At 48.7% G+C, this 14390-nt stretch carries 14 protein-coding genes; all 14 read right to left on the bottom strand.

All coding sequences use genetic code 11. The features are described from left to right. Positions 1–37 precede the first annotated feature (37 nt). Positions 38–832, bottom strand: coding sequence for a septum site-determining protein MinD (minD, locus tag ADS79_RS08195; protein ID WP_049737912.1), 795 nt, complete (start codon positions 830–832; stop codon positions 38–40). A gap of 19 nt (positions 833–851) precedes the next feature. Beyond that, positions 852–1529 (bottom strand): septum site-determining protein MinC, encoded by a 678-nt coding sequence (gene minC / locus ADS79_RS08190; RefSeq protein WP_049737911.1) that lies wholly within the window; start codon positions 1527–1529, stop codon positions 852–854. A 96-nt stretch (positions 1530–1625) separates the two neighbouring features. Then, a complete protein-coding gene (locus ADS79_RS08185; protein WP_049737910.1) occupies positions 1626–4070 on the bottom strand; it encodes a peptidoglycan D,D-transpeptidase FtsI family protein in 2445 nt (814 codons plus the stop codon). 26 nt (positions 4071–4096) lie between these two features. Continuing rightward, positions 4097–4621: a rod shape-determining protein MreD gene (mreD, locus tag ADS79_RS08180; RefSeq protein ID WP_049737909.1), complete on the bottom strand. Its 525-nt coding sequence runs from the start codon at positions 4619–4621 to the stop codon at positions 4097–4099. Beyond that, a complete protein-coding gene (mreC, locus tag ADS79_RS08175) occupies positions 4621–5583 on the bottom strand; it encodes a rod shape-determining protein MreC (RefSeq protein ID WP_049737908.1) in 963 nt (320 codons plus the stop codon). The genes mreD and mreC overlap by 1 nt, the downstream gene beginning before the upstream one ends. Before the next feature lie 14 nt (positions 5584–5597). Next, a complete protein-coding gene (locus ADS79_RS08170; protein ID WP_049737907.1) occupies positions 5598–6641 on the bottom strand; it encodes a rod shape-determining protein in 1044 nt (347 codons plus the stop codon). A gap of 37 nt (positions 6642–6678) precedes the next feature. After that, positions 6679–7377: a RadC family protein gene (radC, locus tag ADS79_RS08165; protein WP_049737906.1), complete on the bottom strand. Its 699-nt coding sequence runs from the start codon at positions 7375–7377 to the stop codon at positions 6679–6681. Between the two features lie 102 nt (positions 7378–7479). Then, positions 7480–8067 (bottom strand): Maf family protein, encoded by a 588-nt coding sequence (locus ADS79_RS08160; RefSeq protein ID WP_049737905.1) that lies wholly within the window; start codon positions 8065–8067, stop codon positions 7480–7482. An 8-nt stretch (positions 8068–8075) separates the two neighbouring features. Further along, the gene (locus ADS79_RS08155) at positions 8076–8315 is read right to left on the bottom strand and encodes a DUF4321 domain-containing protein (protein WP_049737904.1); all 240 of its coding nucleotides are present in this window, start codon (positions 8313–8315) and stop codon (positions 8076–8078) included. 164 nt (positions 8316–8479) lie between these two features. Then, positions 8480–9751 (bottom strand): hypothetical protein, encoded by a 1272-nt coding sequence (locus ADS79_RS08150; protein ID WP_049737903.1) that lies wholly within the window; start codon positions 9749–9751, stop codon positions 8480–8482. An 81-nt stretch (positions 9752–9832) separates the two neighbouring features. Then, entirely contained in the window at positions 9833–10318 is a 486-nt protein-coding gene (locus ADS79_RS08145; protein ID WP_049737902.1) for a prepilin peptidase, read from the bottom strand. Between the two features lie 148 nt (positions 10319–10466). Further along, on the bottom strand, positions 10467–11471 hold the full coding sequence (locus tag ADS79_RS08140; RefSeq protein WP_049737901.1) for a ketoacyl-ACP synthase III: 1005 nt from the start codon (positions 11469–11471) through the stop codon (positions 10467–10469). A gap of 145 nt (positions 11472–11616) precedes the next feature. After that, complete coding sequence (gene murC / locus ADS79_RS08135; RefSeq protein WP_049737900.1) at positions 11617–12999, bottom strand: UDP-N-acetylmuramate--L-alanine ligase; 1383 nt, start codon at positions 12997–12999, stop codon at positions 11617–11619. Position 13000: 1 nt separating this feature from the next. Further along, a complete protein-coding gene (locus tag ADS79_RS08130) occupies positions 13001–14374 on the bottom strand; it encodes a bifunctional folylpolyglutamate synthase/dihydrofolate synthase (protein ID WP_049737899.1) in 1374 nt (457 codons plus the stop codon). Between the last annotated feature and the right edge of the window lie 16 nt (positions 14375–14390).

Below are 14390 nucleotides of genomic sequence, written 5' to 3'. Positions count from 1 at the left end.
TGACTCCCCTCTTTTTCAGAAGGGAGCCCTGCCTTACCTATTTTAACCCAAAAAACTTGCGCATCTTATGGAAAACCCCTGCTTTTTCCTGTAGAGGCTGCAACGGAACGGCTTCCCCTAACAGTCTGCGGGCAACATTGCGATAAGCGATGGAAGCACGAGATTCGTGATTCATAACCGCAGGTTCACCATTATTCGCTGATTTAATCACGTGATCATCATCAGGTACTACACCGATTAAGTCAATGGCTAATAAATCCAAAATATCCTCGACATCGAGCATATCCCCGTTTTTCACCATGTGAGAGCGAACCCGGTTGATAACCAGCTTCGGCATACCTACTTTTTCGCGCTCCAAAAGACCTATAATGCGGTCAGCGTCGCGCACGGCTGCTTTTTCAGGAGTCGTCACGACAATGGCCTGATCTGCTCCTGCTACTGCATTGCGGAAGCCCTGCTCAATTCCAGCTGGGCAGTCAATAATTACGTAATCAAACTCGCGCTTTAGCTGCGTCACGATTTCATTCATTTGCTCAGGACTAACTGCAGACTTGTCCTTTGTCTGGGCAGCAGGCAGGAGCGAAAGATTTTCAAATCGCTTGTCCTTGATGAGTGCTTGCGGGAGGCGGCACGCGCCTTCAGCAACATCGACCAGATCATAAATAATCCGGTTTTCCAGCCCCATTACCACATCCAGATTTCTGAGTCCAATATCCGTATCAACCATGCATACCTTTTGGCCTAAGAGTGCTAGTGCCGTTCCTAAATTTGCGGAAGTGGTCGTCTTTCCCACGCCGCCTTTGCCTGAAGTTACGACAATTCCTATCCCCACGTCCGTTCCTCCTCTTCCCTCAACCCTCATGCTTTTTTTCACCCAGCTCGGGGCGAATTCGCGGCAAGTAATTCATTTTCGCCACCAGCATCGTCTCATTTTCCAGATAAGCAAATTCGGTGCCCCCGGAATTATTCGTCCACTCCTCACCAGGCTTGCTGATTACATCTGCAATCCGCAATTGGGTAGGACTCATGACTGCTGCAGCAATAATGACTTCATTGTCTCCAGAAATACCAGCATGGGCATATCCTCTCAGATGGCCCAGCACGTAAATATTTCCGGTACTGCGAATCGTTCCGCCTGGATTGACGTCTCTTAGCAGGAGCAAGTCACCATCGAACTCCAATACTTGACCAGAGCGAACGGTAAGCACCTGCACGGAGAAATGGGTTTTAAGACGTTCAGCGAAAGCTTCTTCCCGAGTAATCACATCGGCTTCAATCGTGTGAATAACCAGGTTCCCCTTTTGCCGGATAATTTGAGTCAACTGCTCTTGGTGCTCAGGTGAGCAGTAACGTTTTCCCAATTTAATCGATACCCGAATCAGCGGCCCCGACAAAATCTGTTGGTGGCTATGCTCTATTTTTTCACGCAAGTCGGCCAGCAGCTCGTCGAAGGAACAAGTATCGTCCATAAAGAAGACGAGTCCGTCTTTCGTCCCTTTGATTGTGACCTTGCTTTTCACAGTCGTCACCGGTTTCACCTCGACCGATATCTTTCGCCACTCAGCAAGATTTTTCCTGCTCTGCATGAAAAATTTGCCGAATCAGGTCAAATAGCCTCATGTTCACTATGGCTGGGTTGTTTCAGAAGGCGGGGGAACTACTCCGTGGGTGAGTACTCCCGGATTTAATTCGTTATACGCTTCAAGTAAACGACGCGCGATTGGACCCGTTGCGTCAGAACTGGAGGTTCCGTCACGCAAGCTGTTTGGCGCAATAACGACGAAAACGACTTGCGGGTTTTCATAAGGAGCAAAGCCGACGACCAAGGCGTTCTCTGCGCTTTTCCCTGTTTGTGCCGTACCTGATTTGGCAGCAACTGTAAACGGCAAGCCAGTGAATGCTCTAGAAACCGTACCACCTGGCTGTGTAACCAGTCGCATCCCTTCCCGAACTACCTGGATGTACTTTGGATCAATATCCACGCGGTTGAGCACCTGCGGCTCAATCAGCGTCAGCGTCTGTCCAGGCTTTTTCGGATCAGTCGTACCACGGCGAATCTCGTTGACGAGATGCGGGCGAATCCGGTAACCGCCATTGGCAATCGTCGAGACGTACTGCCCGATTTGCATAGGCGTAAACAAATCGTATTGACCAATCATGGCATCGGCCAGGTTACCGTAATAAGTGTTACTGTTTTCCCAACCCGTTTTTTCACCCGGCAAGTCAATTCCGGTTTTGACGCCTAAACCAAACTGGGCATTGTAGTAATCGAGAATAGAAAACTGTTTTATCCAATTATCCCCGCCTCTTCTAAGCAGGCGGACTGCCATTTCATACATGTACGTATTATTTGATACCTGCAAGGCACGGCGAGCATTCACGATACCGTGTCCTCCGGCTTTCCAGTTACGTTTATACGATGTTCCTACCGGCAATCCCCCGCGGTCATTGATCGTCTCATTTGGTGTAGTCAACCCTTCCTGTAGAGCAATCATGACGGACAAAGGCTTGTAGGTTGAAGCTGGTGGATACGGCGTATAAATAAACTGATTGGACTCGTTGGGCAAAATTAAGGTCGAATATACTTTGTTGAATTCCTTGCGATCATAATACAAATTCAAATCGTAGTCGGGATAGCTCGCCATAGCCAATACTTCACCCGTATTCGGGTTCATAACAAGGACGTGCGTATCTTTAAATTCTTTTGGAGTCGTAGGTTTTTTCTTAAACGCTTCAAACTCCTCTTTCACGATCGCTTCTACCTTGCTTTGAAACCGCCAATCCAGAGCAAGCACCAGATCGTTGCCTGGCTCCGGTGCTCGGCGTAACGTTTTTTCTACCGTCTCGGAATTTTTATTGACATGGACATCCATGATGCCATCCTTGCCTCGTAAAAAGCGCTCGTAGGAGCTTTCCAAACCGGTGACGCCGATCCTATCGATCGCATTGTAGCCCTGTGCTACGTATTCCTTTAAAATCTCGGGCTTGATCGCATTGATATAGCCCAGAAAGTGCGTTCCAAACGCTGATCCATCAGGGTCCTTGAAAATTTGGCGCACTGGTTCCAGCTCTACACTGATTCCTGGCAGCTCCGTCCGTCGTTCCTCAATTTGGAACATCTCAGCTTGAGTAATATTCACCTTGACCCTGCGCGGGATGTAGCTTGCCAATTGTGGGGAACGCATTTCCTGCAGCAGGGAAAGCTTATGCCACTGGAACTGGCGCTGTTCTTCTGACAGCCGTAAATCTATATCCATACCGAATAAGTTTACTAACCGAAGCAGGTCCATATCCGATTTATCAGAGAGCCCCGTCGGAGAAGGCAGCAACCGGATCTGTGCCTTTACTTCTTTTGCCAAATCGGTCCTATCTTCTTTATCCAGAGTAAGGTTTACTTCAAGATTGGTACTGATCGCATTTTTCAACAGCTCTGTATCGGACACATTATTAAAATCAGGAAGCTGTTGGCCTGTTGCTTTTAAATGGGCACTCAGTTTTTTAATAACTTCCCGGCGTTCTTGGTCGTCAAACGGAGAGCGTACACGCAGCCCTACATACATCGCTGTTTTCACTAGCTGGAAGTCTGTCATCTTGTCCACATCTTCCTGCTTTGGAACTGCTTTTAATTTGGCTGTGATTTGCTCTTTCAGCTTACTCGTACCATCTTTACCAAACGCTACTGGCAGAGTTGAACGCAGGTCGATCGTTTTTTTCAGTAGCTCTTTATCTGTCCCGAATTTCGTGATATCCGGAATTAATATTTTAGCTAGACGATCCGCCACTTTTTCTTCATCAATATCTTTGCCCTGTTCTTCTACATACTGAACGGTATACACCGGCTTATTGGAGACCAGCACAACTCCGTTTTTATCCAGAATCCGGCCACGCGGAGCAGAAATGGGCAGCTCGCGAATACTGAACTTTTCTAACTCGTGCCGATACTGCTCCCCTTCTACCAACTGCACAAAGGCAAGCCGTAAAATAATCGCAGCAAAGAACAAAAAGACGATCAAGAACAAGATATTGAGTCTCATGGGAATGTGAGATTTCGGTTCTTTGGTCTCTTCCACGAGCAGTTCCCTCCTTTCCGGGTCCCTTATTCCATATGCAAATCGCGTTTTGCCAAAATGTTATTGCACATCTTCGAAATTGGAACGTACACAATCAAGGCAAACGCGAGATTGAAGATCACACTCGGCAGAATTTGGCGAGTGAGAATCCACTGAACATCATAAGGGGCAACCGAAAACAATCGGAAGAGGCTGTATAATAACCACTCATGACCGAACAGAATGAGCACGGTCGTAACCAGCATCATACCAAACCCTCGTTGAAACAAAAGAACGATCATCCCTGCAAAGTAGCTTGCTACCATCATCGACATCATGTAAATGCCGATGACCTGACCAAACAAAACGTCCTGTAGAAAGCCGAATGCGAGTCCGTAGTAAAGACCTTCTCGTCTGCCCAGAAACGCTGAGATAAAAATGCAGCATACAAGCGCAAAGCGGGGTACTGTCGTCCATGACAGACCCCATGTCTCCGGTGAAATGACTTGCATGACAGTTCCTTCGAGTACAAACAGCAACACGACTGTGACTGTCAGCAGAAAACGGGCCATTACTGTCCACCTCCACTTGCAGGCGGTGTCGCTTTGTCATTCGCCCCAGGTGTAGATGTTCCGTTCGTAGGCTGCTGTGGAATCACTTCGCCATTTGCTGAAATTGAAAAATTGCGTTCCACAACCATAACCTCGTTCAATTGCGAGAAATCAGCACTCGGCTGAATATACGCCGTTTGAGTCAAGCCATAATCATCTGGTTCGACGCGCACGATATAGCCGATCGGCAAGTTACGCGGAACGACTCCACCAAGACCCGAGCTGATCACTAATTGTTTTGCTTCAATTTTCTGGCCCCATGGAATTTTTCGCATGACGAGCATACGCTCTTGGGAGTCATATTCTTCTACGACACCGCTGATGTTTTGATAGACCTCTACACCGTTTACGATTTGCTTCGCCTGAATATCAGCAGAAATGTGGTCACGTCTTTCATAGCTGGTCAACAATTCCACTGTAGCAGAAAAATTGGCTACACTCTGTACGCGGCCAACCATGCCTTTGGATGTAATGACCGCCATATCCTTTTTGATTCCCTGCTTCAGGCCCTGGTCAATGGTAATCACGTTGTTCCAGGTATCAGGATTGCGCGCCACTACTTCAGCAAAACGAAGTTTATACGATTTAAGAGAATCCTGTGCACCTACCAATTTCCGCAGACGCTCGTTCTCCGCTTTCAAATCATGCAATTCTGCGCTCATTTGCGCATATTGATCAAGCCCGGCCTTCAGTGCCTTATTTTCCTCATAGACTTTGTACGCATCATCAATTTCCTTAAAAAAGCCAGAAACAGCCTGAGCAGGGCGATAAAACAAGCCCTGCACCACGCTGAAGGTATCCTTGAAAAACATTTCTGGCCATGTCAGATTGACTCGTTCTCGAGATGTGTAGCCTACGACTGAAATGAGCAAAACCAGACCAACTAGTACGATAATAAGCCGCTTGTTCCCGAAAAACGACATGCCCTGACCTCCGTTTATTTACCCCGTTTTTGTCGGGAAGAGGTGATCCCATGCTTCGACTTGAACAGGTGAATGTTATCCAGTGCTCGCCCTGTACCGATAGCTACACAGTCCAGCGCATTTTCTGCTACGTGCACAGGCATTCCCGTTTCTTTGGCTAACAAGCGATCCATATTGCGCAGGAGCGCTCCCCCGCCAGTCAGTACAATGCCCCGATCCATGATGTCAGCTGCAAGCTCCGGTGGACTTTTTTCCAATGTAACCTTTACTGCTTCTACGATTGCGGCCACTGTTTCGCCCAGTGCCTCCGCAATTTCCGTGCTGCTTACTGAAAGCGTTTTTGGCAGTCCGGACACAAGATCGCGCCCGCGAATATCTACGTTTTCCGCTTCTTCCGGTGCAATCGCAGAACCGATCTCGAGCTTCAGCGTTTCAGCCGTGCGCTCACCAATCATCAGATTGTAGCGACGCTTGATGTATTGCATAATCGCGCCGTCCATCTCATCTCCACCCACACGAATCGAACGGGAAGTAACAATTCCTCCCAAGGAAATGATCGCGACCTCTGTCGTACCCCCACCGATATCTACTACCATGCTTCCTGTCGGCTCCCATACAGGTAGATCTGCGCCGATTGCTGCTGCAAACGGTTCCTCAATCGTATGCGCTTCTTTGGCTCCTGCCTGCTTGGTTGCATCTTCCACTGCACGTTTTTCTACAGCCGTAATACCGGATGGCACACAAACCATCACATTCGGACGACGGCTGAACAAGCCTTGGTTTTTTTGCGCTTGATTAATGAAATAGCGCATCATCGTAGCAGTTGTATCAAAATCAGCGATAACACCGTCTTTCATTGGACGAACAGCCACGATGTTTCCAGGTGTACGGCCAATCATGCTCTTTGCCGCATTCCCTACCGCCTCGATTGTATTATTGTTCGTACGAATCGCTACGACGGACGGCTCCCGCACAACGATTCCCTTTCCTTTTACGAAAACCAATGTATTAGCAGTGCCGAGGTCAATCCCCAAGTCACGTGTAAATCCTCCAAACATAAAAAAACTCCTTCCGCTATTATACAATTGCAAGCATTTATAAGTACCCCTGCTCTTTTAAGCTGACGTACTTGCCATCCCCTATGATCACATGATCCAACAAGGAGATTCCCACCAACTCACCCGCTTCACGCAAAGTATGTGTGATCGCGATGTCTTCCCTGCTTGGCGTAGGATCACCACTCGGATGGTTATGTAGGCAAATCACTGATGCGCTGCTGCGACGGATCGCTTCTTTGAAGACTTCTCTAGGGTGCACGATGGAAGCGTCCAGACTGCCTACAAAAATAGTCTGCTTGCCAATCACGTGGTTCTTGGTATTGAGAAAGAGACACACAAAATGCTCCTGTGTCAAATGAGCCAGCTCTGTCGACATCAGATCGGCCACATCACGTGGCAATCGGATTGAAGCCCGACTTTTACGTGGAACCGCAACTAATCTGCGTCCTAATTCGAACGCAGCATGCAATTCTATCGCTTTTACTGGACCGATCCCCTTTAGCTCAGTTAACTCTGCATGGGAGGCCTCAGCTACCCCTCGCAGATCGCCAAACCTGACTAACAGCCGTTGAGCAAGCTCATAGGCAGTCTCTTGTTCCCTGCCTGTCCGCAGTAAAATGGCAAGAAGCTCTGTATCAGACAAATGGTCTGCTCCTTCTCGAAGCAACCGCTCCCGAGGACGTTCATAGTAAGGGACGTTTTTCACGGTTATTTTGTTACAGGTATTTGTTGCCATTTTTCTACCGCCTCCAGCCATTTTACACTTTTATCGGAACGGCTGGCATGGAGAGCGATCATCAGAAGTATGGCCGTTGCCGCTTGAAGCCAAGCTAGACAACTATAAAATCACAATACCAAAACGAGAGAGCATATTGGCAGTCAAGCATAGCGGAAGACCGACAACGGTAAAATAATCGCCTTTGATCCCTTCCACGATTGTAGCACCAATACCCTGAATGGCGTAGGAACCTGCTTTGTCCATCGGTTCCCTCGTTGCAATGTAAGAATTGATCTCCTCTTTTGAAAGCGGGCGAATCTTCACCTGGGTATGGCTAAACGATACTTCCGAGCGTTTCGTAGCGACATCAATCAGTGCCACACCACTATAAACCGTGTGTTCCTGACCTTGCAGCATCGATAGCATTCGGAATGCATCACTCTCGTCCATTGGCTTCCCTAAAATTTGTCCGTTTAACACAACAATGGTATCCGATCCCAAGACGATCCCTTCTGTCAGCCGATCAGCGACAGCCGCTGCTTTACGCAGGGACAGCTCTTTCACCACATCCTCTGGCGAAAGCTCTGGAGCCGTAGTCTCATCCACATCGCTCGTCAAAACCTCGAAGGGGGTTCCGAGATTTTGCAGTAATTCTCTGCGGCGTGGTGAGGATGAAGCTAGAATGAGAGATGTGTTCGTGTTCGTCATTTTTCACCCTACTTTATACGTCGATGGATCCAAAATGCGAGGGCAAGCCCTCCAATACTGGCTAGATTTAGTTTTACCTGAAAGTTCAGGTCGTACTTCAAAATTTCTAAATCTGCCGCAGGCGACCATGTTATCGTTTTGCTCTTGGTCAGGAAAGGAACCCAGGGACTCAAAATCTCCCCGACAATACTACCGAACAAGAGCCCACTGACCAACAATAACAACAGTATAAGCGTTTCTTTTCCCATACTTCCCCAACTCCCTTTCTAGAAGGGATTCTCTTTTTGCCATCAATAAGTTTAGCAAATGGGGGAGTGCGAAACAATCCCTGATTGCTCTTGGTAGTTACTGTATATAAAGAAAAGACTCCCTGCAAGAAAACATTGCGGAAGTCTGGTTGCTCCAGATGCCTCTATTCTTTTTTCTCTGCCTGCTGTAGCAGACTTGCGTAGCCCTCCAAATACTCCAAAACCCCCGCCTGCACTTGCCACGCATAGGATTCTGCGCTCTCTACTTTTTTACCTGCGCTGGCTTCCGCCATTTTTTCTCTGGCTGCCATCGCCTGATCAACGCCATTTAACATCGCTGTATATTGCGGCTTCATTGTCTCAGGAACCTGCACCACACGGCTGGCTTCCAGAAATTGGCGGTGCTGTTCTTTGAGCGTAGCCGTCTCTTGCGGAGTAGAGGATAGCTGACCTGTCGTAATAATCAGACCCGAATGAGCTGATAACGTTTGGATCAGTTTTACTCCCTTGCTGAAAAAGCCACTCACATCGGGATTTGCTCCCGCTGTCTGCGCCTGAACAATCGGAATCGTTCCTTGGAAGGCAGGGAAGGAAAACTCTTTGACGTAAACATCCATTCCTTTGTTTTTCAAGCTAGTCGCAAATCCAAGAACAGCATCTCTTGTCGGCGCTACCGCTGCAAACATATATTGTTTGGCACTGTCCTTGTAAAGGAGATGAGGGATTCCCATCTTGTTGAGCGGTTCGACAACGGCATCTGGCGCCGCGTCCTTCTGAAAGACGCCTGCTTGCGCCACAAACATGCTGATCTCAGGAAGCTGAAGCGGCACCTCACTCCCGGTGCCTACGGGCGCTGATGCAGCAGGAGCCGACTGCCCTGCACTGCCTGTTACCCCAGGCAAAACGGGACCGGCGATCTTCGGTACATCACCCGGACTTGCGGCAGTCAGTGTTTGTACTGTATCCTCCAGCACATTGCGATAGGATTCCGAGAACTCTTCCTTCGTAAACACCGTTAACACTAAAAATCCGAACAAAAGCCCGATTGCGATTGCCCCTCCAGTGGTCAAAACCGTTTGCAGAACGGGTCCCTTTGGAAAATAGGAGAGGAGTCGACTTATCTTCCCCCTGCCAAACGATTCTCCATAAGTCCCTTCATACAGCTCGGCTATATCCGGCTTCTCGGGCTCTTTTGGAATCTCTGTCTCTTTTGGTGCTTCGCGCTCTTCCATCTCTCGCAGCTGCATCATGCGATCGTAGGCATCATTTCCTTTTTTTACGTGAGTAGGACCCGGAATCGAAATGGGTGGTCCTTGAATCCGTACCCGTGGCGGCAATTCTTTCGGTGTTCGTTGGTCGGCACTGCTCTCACGCTTTTCTTCCCAAAACTTCCCGTTCATTTTAACGGTGACATTGTTTCGTTTTTCTCCGCTCATAGTCATGCCCTCCCAGCAACAGGCTCTTTGTACTAGCTTACGTTGCCTCTGGACGGGTTATGACACATACTAGTAATTCTATCAATTAAAATCTAGCAGATGAAAAATCAGCTCACAGAGCATCCCTACAGCCACAAAAGGTGCATAGGGAAGCGTCCCACCCGCTTTTATTTTTTTGCAGCTCAGCAATAATAGAGCGGTCAAAAACGCAAATGTACATGCCAGCGTAAACACAGAGAGAAACGCCTGAAATCCTAGCCCGTAGGCCAGCAGCCCTAGCAGCTTGGCATCTCCCATTCCCAGTGCAGCAGGCCACCAGAGACTGAGCAGAACAAATCCCAGAGTAAAGGCGATCGCAGGCAGAGCATGCATCGACCACGAAAACGCCTCGGGAAAAAGGAGGGCCAGGAGCGTAGTAAAAAGAAATCCAAATAGAAGTGCGTCATTAGGGATTCTTCTCTCTCGCAAATCGGTCCAAGCGACGTACAAGCATATCCCTACGAAAAGCAAATGAACGAGCAACTGAACCACATCAGGTTGTCTCAGCTTTTCCAGCAAGAACCACATTCTCGCCACCCCTCCTGTATTTTCAAATAAGCTCGCCCCCCTCTAAACACCTGTAGGAAATCGAGAGCTTCACTGGCAAGAAGGTACTATGAACCGATGGCACAAAAAAACCGACCTGGCATCATACCTGGTCGGCATATTCTTTTCATTACTTTCCATCCACATCCCATGTCAGCATCAAGCCCGCGTGGACAAGACCACCTCCAAATCCGTACAAAAGGAGCGTGTCGCCATTCTTCACCTTTCCTTGCTGAATCCCCAGATCAAGTGCTAGCGGGATACTGGCGGCCGATGTATTGCCGTAGTGCGTCATGCTGACAAGGGTCTTTTCAATCGGGAAATCACTCTTTTCGCAAATGGACTCAATCATGCGCAGATTCGCACTGTGTGGGATGAACCAGTCCACATCCTCCAAGCTTTTGCCCGCTCGGCTAACTACTTCCTCCATCGCTTTTGGAATGGTTGTTGCCGCCCATTTGTACACTTCTCGGCCATTTTGGACAATGCACCCGGTTGCTGTCAAATCGCGCCCGAACATTTTTTCAGAAAAACCGGTACGGTAGACATGTATCCCTCCGTCTCCCTTTGATCCCTGATAGAAGGAATGAAAGCCTGGAGCTTTCTCGTCTCTTTCAACCAAAACAGCTCCTGCACCATCCCCGAATAAGATGCACGTCGTACGGTCTGTGTAGTCGGTCACTTTGGAAAGTGTTTCGGCCGCGACGACCAATACTTTTTGATGCAAGCCTGAGCAGATCATCGTATTTGCGACATGCAGGGCATACGTGAACCCGGCGCAGGTCGCAGAAAGGTCCAGTGCGCCAGCCTGTTCGATTCCAAAATGAGCCTGTATTTGAGTAGCAACACTCGGAAACGGATAATCAGGAGTGCTTGTGGCCACCAGAATCATATCAACATCCGTTACGCTTTTTTGATAGGTATGAATCAACTTTTCGACAGCCGCAATGGCAAGGTCGCTTGTAAATTGGTCCTCTGCGGCAATTCTTCGCTCATGAATACCGGTTCGCTGCAATATCCATTCATTGGATGTCTCAACCATTTGCTCAAGCTCTGCATTAGTCATAACACGCGTCGGAACGTAGGTGCCGATTGCGGTAATTCGTGCTTTATTTTGCTCAGGATTCATTTCCATATCATTATCACCTCGAGAGTTTTTAACGACCTCATTATAACACTAGATATTAGTATCTGGTACTAAAAATTATGTATTGCGTGCATTTGGTACAACCAAAAAAAGACCTGAACCAATTGGTCCAAGTCTTTCATGGTATATACGCTTATTTTTCCAGCTTTTCTGCCAGCCAGTAAGCTGATTTCCAAATATCTCCTGCGCCCATCGTCAATACGAGGTCCCCAGGCTGCAAATCTTTGAAAACTTGCTCCTGCATCTGTTCCTTCGTTGGGATGTACTGCGCGCGCGGATGGCTATTGACGCGAATTTTTTCCACCAGCACCTCTGAGGTTACTCCCTCAATTTTCGGTTCTCCAGCTGGCGAGTAGATGTCGGTCACAATCACCTCGTCCGCTTCCGCGAAGGCACGGCTGAACTCATCCATGAGAAAGAAGGTTCGGGTATAACGCTGAGGCTGGAAGACAGCGATCACTCTTCTACCAGAAGCTCTCGCCCCATTTAGCGTCGCAATAATTTCTGTCGGATGATGAGCGTAGTCATCCACAACGAGAACGTCACGCGCGTCACCAATAATCTGGAAGCGGCGCTTTGCTCCGCGGAAGGTCGTCAACGCAGCAGCTATCTGCTCAAATGACAAGCCAGTGTCGAGGCAGACGATAATCGCTGCGAGTGCATTTGCGATATTGTGATTGCCTGGCACCGTGAGAATCAGCTCACCGAGAAGCTGGTCCTTATGATAAATCTGGCATGTGCTGCAACGATCTCCGCAATGAATCGCTTCTGCGCGGTAATCTGCCTGACCTGCCATTGCCGGATCAATTGAATACGATACTACCGTCTCCGTTACCGAAGGGAGCACGTCACGCACATGCGAATCGTCGATGCACAAGACCGCTTTTCCCCCTGGTTTCAAGTGACTGAGAAATTTTACATACGCCTGCTTCAAATTATTAAAATCACCGTCAAAATGCTCCAGATGGTCTGGCTCGATGCTGGTGACGATTTCGTACATCGGTCTGTATTCCAAGAACGAGCCGTCACTCTCATCCGCCTCAGCGATGACATACTCACTCGTTCCTGCCTTGGCATTGGTTCCGGCGTTCATCAATTCTCCGCCGATAATAAAGGTCGGGTCTACTCCGCACTCTTCCATTACATGCGAAATCATAGAAGTAGTCGTGGTTTTGCCATGCGCTCCTGCGACTGCCACACCTGTCCGTTCGTTTAAGATGCGGGCAAGCATTTGCGAGCGATGCATGACCACAATCCCTTTTTCCTCTGCTGCAACAACCTCGGGATTGTCTTTTGGAATGCTGGTGGAGTATACAACGATGTCTGCTCCCTCCACGTGGGCAGCTTGATGGCCGATATGAACGACCGCCCCTCTTGCTTCCAGCTTTTTCGCCAAATCGTTCATGGCGACATCGGAGCCGGTTACCTTGTATCCAAGGTCGATCAAGACGCGGGCAATGGCACTCATGCCATATCCGCCTATGCCCACAAAGTGGACGTGCCTAGCCTGATCCACCCTATTCACCTGCCTCTTCTGCTGTAGTGGGAAAGAATGCGCGCACTTGGGCGATGAAGTAGAGCGAACCGCAGACAACTAAACAATCATCTGATTTCGCTGCTTGTTTCTCCTTCGTCCAAGCAAGTAGAAATGCTCGCCAGTCAGGAACAGCATCGAGAAGCTCTGCTTCCCATCCGCCTGTCTGAAACGCATCGTGCAAAGCCGTAGCATCAGCTGCACGTGGAAAGTCGAACGTCGTCACATGAATAGACTTCATGCGGGATCTGAGCGGTATAAGCGTCTCTGCCATTTGCGAGAGCGGCTTATCTGCAAGCCCGGAAAAGAGCAAATGCAAGTTCTTCCCTTGTGGCAACAAACGATCCAGACTGCTTACGAGCGCTTCCATCCCCTCTTGGTTGTGTGCTCCGTCCAAGAGTACCAAAGGTCTTGGGGAGACTATTTCTAGACGACCAGGCCAACGCGTTTGTTGCAAACCTCGAAACAATTCCTCCTCTTCCAGCAAAAAAGAGAAATAGTTGCGCAAAACATCAATGGTCATCAGAGCAACAGAAGCATTATCTGTCTGATGTCCTCCATTCATAGTCAAACGGTAGGTAGACTCATGGCGTCGATGGATGCTGCGGTAACGAAATTGTTGTTCACCGAGCTGTTCCGAAATCTGTTCTCCATGAAAATCCTTACCGAACTGATAGAGTGTACTGTGAGTCTGGCTGACACGCTCCTGGAATACAGCAAGCACCTCAGGTCTGGTCTCTCCTGTTACGACAGGTACTCCAGGCTTGATGATCCCTGCTTTTTCACGGGCGATGTCTACCAGATTGTCACCCAGAACATGCGTATGATCGAGCCCGATGTTGGTGATGACGGAAACAAGAGGGATGACGGCGTTTGTAGAATCCAAACGACCCCCAAGCCCTGTTTCCCATACAACCACCGCTGGTCTTGCCACTCTAGCATAGTACAGAATGGCAATCAGCGTGATCACCTCAAACTCCGTAGGAGAACCAAACTCGGTTTCCTGCTCGCAGCGGGTTACCAAGGACTTTACCTCGTTCACCAGCTGCAGCAGATCTTCCTCTGAAATCATATTCCCATTAAAACGGATTCGCTCACGAAAATCGATTAAATAGGGAGATGTAAACGTTCCTACACTGTAGCCTGCTTCCATCAGCATCTGGGTAAGATAGGCGCAGGTAGAGCCTTTGCCATTTGTGCCTGCTACATGGATGAACGGTACTCTGCGCTCGGGATGCCCTAGTTCTTTCAGCACCCACTGCATTCTTTCCAGCCCCGGTCTTTGACCAAATGCAAGAAGGCCATGCAGCCAGTCAAGCGCTTCTGTATATTCGACAAATCCTTCTTCTGCATGCATACCTCAATGCTCCATT

This window comes from Brevibacillus reuszeri, from assembly GCF_001187725.1.
In the GTDB taxonomy this organism is placed as follows: Bacteria; Bacillota; Bacilli; order Brevibacillales; family Brevibacillaceae; genus Brevibacillus; species Brevibacillus reuszeri.
The sequence above is the reverse complement of the archived record's forward strand: the minus strand, read 5'-3'. Positions and strand labels throughout refer to the sequence as shown.

Bases quoted from the DNA above. Each gene is read 5' to 3' on its own strand.
- mreD (WP_049737909.1), bottom strand. From the start codon at position 4,621: ATGGCCCGTTTTCTGCTGACAGTCACAGTCGTGTTGCTGTTTGTACTC.
- mreC (WP_049737908.1), bottom strand. From the start codon at position 5,583: ATGTCGTTTTTCGGGAACAAGCGGCTTATTATCGTACTAGTTGGTCTG.
- ADS79_RS08170 (WP_049737907.1), bottom strand. From the start codon at position 6,641: ATGTTTGGAGGATTTACACGTGACTTGGGGATTGACCTCGGCACTGCT.
- radC (WP_049737906.1), bottom strand. From the start codon at position 7,377: ATGGCAACAAATACCTGTAACAAAATAACCGTGAAAAACGTCCCTTAC.
- ADS79_RS08160 (WP_049737905.1), bottom strand. From the start codon at position 8,067: ATGACGAACACGAACACATCTCTCATTCTAGCTTCATCCTCACCACGC.
- ADS79_RS08155 (WP_049737904.1), bottom strand. From the start codon at position 8,315: ATGGGAAAAGAAACGCTTATACTGTTGTTATTGTTGGTCAGTGGGCTC.
- ADS79_RS08150 (WP_049737903.1), bottom strand. From the start codon at position 9,751: ATGAGCGGAGAAAAACGAAACAATGTCACCGTTAAAATGAACGGGAAG.
- ADS79_RS08145 (WP_049737902.1), bottom strand. From the start codon at position 10,318: ATGTGGTTCTTGCTGGAAAAGCTGAGACAACCTGATGTGGTTCAGTTG.
- ADS79_RS08140 (WP_049737901.1), bottom strand. From the start codon at position 11,471: ATGGAAATGAATCCTGAGCAAAATAAAGCACGAATTACCGCAATCGGC.
- ADS79_RS08130 (WP_049737899.1), bottom strand. From the start codon at position 14,374: ATGCATGCAGAAGAAGGATTTGTCGAATATACAGAAGCGCTTGACTGG.